Source organism: Roseicyclus sp. (assembly GCF_965662675.1).
GTDB lineage: Bacteria > Pseudomonadota > Alphaproteobacteria > Rhodobacterales > Rhodobacteraceae > Roseicyclus.
Window position 1 is genome coordinate 1 of the sequence record NZ_CBFIIK010000019.1, and the last position, 5,199, is coordinate 5,199.

Here is a 5,199-nt window from a genome sequence, read left to right on the forward strand (position 1 = left end):
CTGTCCTTCCTCAACAAATGCGACGAGCTGGAGCGGCAAACGGTCGCCGAGTTCTACCAGCGCTGCTTCGACGAGGAATTGCCGGAGAGTGCCGCCAGCATGTCCATGTCGTGAAGCGGCTGGCGGCTGAAAGGTTAACCAAAGGTTAATTTTTTCCTCGACAGCGGTGCCGCGTGACGCCATGCCGGTGGCATGCGCGAACTTTTCTCTTTTCTGCGTCTTGGGCTGGTCCTTGGCCTTGGTATCGTCGCTCTTGGTGCCGACCGGGCCGAGGCTGCGTCGACGCCTTGCGTCGTGGCGCGCGTTGTCGATGGCGACACGGTCATCCTCGATTGCTTAGGAACGGGCCAGTTCCGCGCAAGATTGATGGGCTTCGACACCCCGGAAACGCATCAGCCGCGCTGCGATCGCGAGGCTTTGCTGGGTCAAGAAGCGACGCGGCGGCTGCGCGCACTTTTGACCGCCCCGGCCGGGATCACCGTCGAGCTGGGCGGTTGGGATCGGTATGACCGCCGTTTGATCAACATCGCGGTCAACGGGCGCGATGTCGGTGACACTCTGATCGCCGAGGGATTGGCCCTGCCCTATCAACGTGGCCGCCGCCCCGATTGGTGCGCAAGGCTTGGTTGAGCCATATCTTCAGGATGATTGACCGCCCCCCGGCGCCGGTCCATCGTCGCGTCCATGACATACCCTACCCCTGACGACATCACCGCCGCCGCCGCCCTGATCAAGGGCCGGGTGCGCCACACCCCCATCTTGCAGGTCGAGGGTGCGGCGCTATCCCTGCCCTGCCCTGTCACCTTCAAGCTCGAACACACGCAGATCACCGGCTCGTTCAAGGTGCGCGGCGCCTTCAACACGATGCTGTCGGCGGGCGTGCCGCCTGCGGGGGTGGTCGCGGCCTCGGGCGGCAATCACGGCGCTGCGGTGGCTTACGCGGCAAGCACGCTGGGCCACCGGGCGGTCATCTTCGTGCCAAAGGCCATCGCCAAGGAAGAAAAACTCCGTCGGATGCGGATGTTCGGCGGCGAAGTGATCTTGACCGATGGCGCGGTCGAGGCCTGCATGGCAGCCTATGCCGCCCATGCCGAGGAGAGCGGCGCGCTGTCGGTCCACCCCTATGACACCTTCCCGACGCTGGCGGGACAAGGCACTGTCGCCGCCGAGATCGAGGCTCAGATGGGCGGGATCGACACGATCTTGGTCGCCACGGGCGGCGGTGGGCTGATCGGGGGCGTCGCCGCATGGTTCCGCGACCGGGTGCGCGTCATCTCGGTCGAGACCGAGGGGACGAATACGCTGGCGCGCTCCCTGCGCGAAGGCCCCGAGATCAGCGTGCAGGCCAGCGGCATCGCGGCAAGCTCGCTTGGGGGGCCAAGGCTGGGGGTGATGTCCTACGCGGTCGCGCGCGACCATGTGGACCAAGCCATCGTGTTGAGCGACGCGGCGGTTTTCGACGCCGCCCGCCAGCTATGGGAGGCCACGCGCCTGACGGGCGAGCCGGGGGCGGCGGTCGCCTTGGCCGCGCTGACATCGGGGGCCTATGTGCCTGAACCGGGCGAGCGGGTCTGTGTGCTGATCTGCGGTGGCAATGCCGAGCCGGATTGGTTCATTGGCTGAGGGTCAAAGACGCTTTAGGCCCCTTGCCCTTACCCCCTCTTCGCGCCACATTCCCGGCCATGGCAAAGCACCCGACAGATAACCCGGCCGACCCGTTCAAGAAGGCCTTGGCCGATGCGACGCGCGTTCTGGCCGATGATCCCGATCTTGCGGTCACCTATAGTGTCGATCCGCCGGGGATCGCGGGCGAGAACATGCGCCTGCCGCAAGTCAGCCGCCGCATGACACGCGACGAGGTGCTCTTGGCGCGCGGCACGGCGGATGCGCTGGCGCTGCGCCACCGTTATCACGATCTGTCTACGGCGGCACGCTACACCCCCCCCGGGCCGATGGCGCGTGATTTGATGGAAGCGATGGAAACCGCGCGCTGCGAAGCCGTAGGCGCGCGTGCCATGCCGGGCACCGCCGGCAATATCGACGCCAAGATCGCCAACGAGGCGCGGCGCAAGGGCTATGGCGAGATCCGCGATGCCGCCGACGCGCCGCTGGCGACCGCGGCGGGCTACCTGATCCGTCATCTCGCCACAGGCCGCCCCCTGCCGCCCGAGGCCGCCAATGTGATGGAGCTGTGGCGCGGATTTATCGAGGATCGCTCGGGCGGGACGCTGGAGAATTTGGGTGATGTGCTGAGCGATCAGGCGGCATTTGCCCGTTTCGCGCGGCGCGTGATCGACGATCTTGGCTATGGTGACCAGTTGGGCGATGACCCCGACGAGATGGATGACCAATCCGACGAGGACAGCGCAGAAAGCGACGAACAAGACCAGCCCGACTCGACCGGCGAGGATGACAGCCAAGAGGAAGAGGCCGAGGCCAATCCCGAGCGCAGCCAAGATCAGCAGCAAGATCAAAGCCAAGCCCAGGTCGAGATGGACGACCAAGGCGATATGGACGAAGCCGAAGAGCAAGAGCTGCCCGATGGCGAGGCCCCGAAAGAGCCGCCGCCCGCGCCGCCCCATTCGGACGCTGATCCGGGCTACATCGTCTTTACCACCGCCCATGACGAAGAGATCGCGGCCGAGGATCTGGCCGAGGCGCAAGAGTTGGAGCGGCTGCGCGCCTATCTCGATCAGCAACTCGAGCCGCTCAAGGGTGCAGTGTCGCGTCTTGCCAACAAGCTGCAACGTCGTTTGCAGGCGCAACAGAACCGCGCATGGGAATTCGACCTTGAAGAAGGCATGCTCGATGCCGGGCGACTGGCCCGCGTGGTGGCCAACCCCACCACGCCGCTGTCGTTCAAGATCGAGAAGGATACCGAGTTCCGCGACACGGTGGTGACGCTGTTGTTGGACAATTCCGGCTCGATGCGCGGGCGGCCGATCTCGATTGCGGCGATCTGTGCCGATGTGCTGGCGCGCACACTGGAACGTTGCGGCGTCAAGGTCGAGATCTTGGGCTTTACCACCAAGGCATGGAAGGGTGGACGCGCGCGCGAGGAATGGCTGGCCCAAGGCCGGCCCGGCCAGCCCGGCCGCCTGAACGATCTGCGCCATATCGTTTATAAATCCGCCGATGCGCCGTGGCGGCGGGTGCGCGACAATCTGGGCCTGATGATGAAAGAGGGCCTGCTGAAAGAGAATATCGACGGCGAGGCGCTGGAATGGGCGCATCGGCGCATGTTGGCACGCTCTGAGGCGCGCAAGATCCTGATGGTGATTTCCGATGGCGCGCCTGTCGACGATTCGACCTTGTCGGTGAACCCGGCCAATTACCTCGAGAAACACCTGCGCGATGTGATCGCCATGGTCGAACGCCGACGCGCGGTGGAATTGCTGGCCATCGGGATCGGCCATGACGTCACGCGCTATTACCAGCGCGCGGTGACTATCACCGATGCCGAGCAATTGGCAGGCGCGATCACCGAACAGCTTGCAGGGCTCTTTGACAGCGACCCGCGCGCGCGCGCGCGCGTCATGGGGATGCGCCGCGCCAGCTAGCGCGGCGGGGCTGGAAACGCGGGTTTTCCATGGCCCCCGCTGTTGGCGTCGGGGCCAGTTTGCGCGGATGGGATTGCGTATTTTTTGAAAGATGAAGGGGGGGCGGTGCGTGTTTCAGAGTTTCAAGGCAAAGACACGACCCGAAGATGGCGCACCACGCTTGGCCGCGCTGCGCGGCGCGATGCGCGATGCGCGGATCGACGCTTTCTTGGTGCCACGCGCCGACCGCTTTCAGGGCGAGTATGTCGCCCCTTGCGACGAGCGGCTGGCATGGTTGACGGGGTTCACGGGCTCGGCCGGATTTGCTGCGATCTTGGCCGATCGCGCGGGCATTTTCGTCGATGGGCGCTACCGGGTGCAGGTCAGGGCGCAATCGGACATGGCGGTGTTCCACCCAGTGAATTGGCCCGAAACGGCGCTTGAGGACTGGCTGATCGACGCCATGCCGCAAGGCGGCGTGCTGGGCTATGACCCATGGCTGCACAGCGCAGCCGAAATCGCGCGCTTGGACAAGGCATTGTCGCCACGACAGATCCGCTTGCAGCCGGCGGACAACCTTGTCGACATGATCTGGACCGATCGCCCCGACCCGCCGATGGCCCCTGCCAAGCCTTGGCCGCTGCGCTATGCCGGGCGCTCGGCGGAAGAGAAACTGAGCCAGATCGCCGATATGCTGGCCAAGGCGGGTGAGGACGCGGCGCTGATCACCCAGCCCGACAGCCTATGCTGGCTGTTGAATCTGCGCGGTGGCGATGTGGGGCATACGCCGCTTTTGCATGCGATGGGCGTGATCGGCCGCGATGGGCGGCTCGCCTTGTTTGTCGCGTTGCAAAAGCTGGCGGATGTTGCCCTGCCGCAAGCGGTAACGCTGCATCCGCCCGCAGCACTCGCGCCGATGCTGGCGGACGCGCAGGGCCGCTTTCGGATCGATCCCGCCACGGCGCCACAAGCCGCCAAGTCCATCCTCGCCGCAAGTGCCGCCCAGATCGTCGAGGCCGCCGACCCCTGCCTTTTGCCCAAGGCGCGCAAACATCCCGCCGAGATCAAAGCCACAACCGCGGCGCATCTACGCGACGGTGCGGCGATGGCACGCTTCTTGTGCTGGTTCGACCAAGAAGCCCCCAAAGCGGCCTTGACCGAGATCGATTGCGTCCGCGCGCTGGAAGGGTTTCGTCGCGACACCGGTGCGCTCAAGGATATCAGCTTCGACACCATCGCTGGCGCAGGCGCAAATGGCGCCATCGTGCATTACCGCGTCACCGAGGCCAGCAATGCACCGGTCAGGCCCGGATCGCTGTTCTTGATCGACAGCGGTGGGCAATATGAAGATGGCACCACCGATATCACCCGCACGCTCGCCGTGGGCGACAGCGCCCCCGACACCGCGCGCGCGGCCTTCACCCAAGTTCTGCAAGGCATGATCGCCATTCACCGCGCGCGTTTTCCCAAGGGGGTGGCGGGCGCGCATCTCGATGCCTTGGCACGCGCGCCGCTTTGGGCCGCGGGGCGTGATTTCGATCATGGCACGGGCCATGGGGTGGGCGTCTACCTCGGCGTGCATGAAGGGCCCCAACGCCTCAGCCGCGTTTCGACCAATCCCTTGGAACCCGGCATGATCTTGTCCAACGAGCCCGGCTAT

Annotated in this window: 4 protein-coding genes and 1 pseudogene; all 5 read left to right on the forward strand. The window is 65.4% G+C overall.

Annotated features, from left to right (window positions below; all coding sequences use genetic code 11):
- Positions 1-114: pseudogene (locus tag ACTG4J_RS05430) on the forward strand (cobaltochelatase subunit CobS); the annotation flags it as partial.
- A gap of 78 nt (positions 115-192) precedes the next feature.
- Positions 193-630: a thermonuclease family protein gene (locus tag ACTG4J_RS05435; protein WP_439137754.1), complete on the forward strand. Its 438-nt coding sequence runs from the start codon at positions 193-195 to the stop codon at positions 628-630.
- A 54-nt stretch (positions 631-684) separates the two neighbouring features.
- On the forward strand, positions 685-1,623 hold the full coding sequence (locus ACTG4J_RS05440) for a threonine/serine dehydratase (protein WP_439137756.1): 939 nt from the start codon (positions 685-687) through the stop codon (positions 1,621-1,623).
- 59 nt (positions 1,624-1,682) lie between these two features.
- Positions 1,683-3,560: a cobaltochelatase subunit CobT gene (cobT, locus tag ACTG4J_RS05445; RefSeq protein ID WP_439137758.1), complete on the forward strand. Its 1,878-nt coding sequence runs from the start codon at positions 1,683-1,685 to the stop codon at positions 3,558-3,560.
- A gap of 109 nt (positions 3,561-3,669) precedes the next feature.
- Positions 3,670-5,199, forward strand: a 1,530-nt coding sequence (locus ACTG4J_RS05450) for a M24B family metallopeptidase (RefSeq protein WP_439137760.1), incomplete at its 3' end; no start/stop codon positions are given.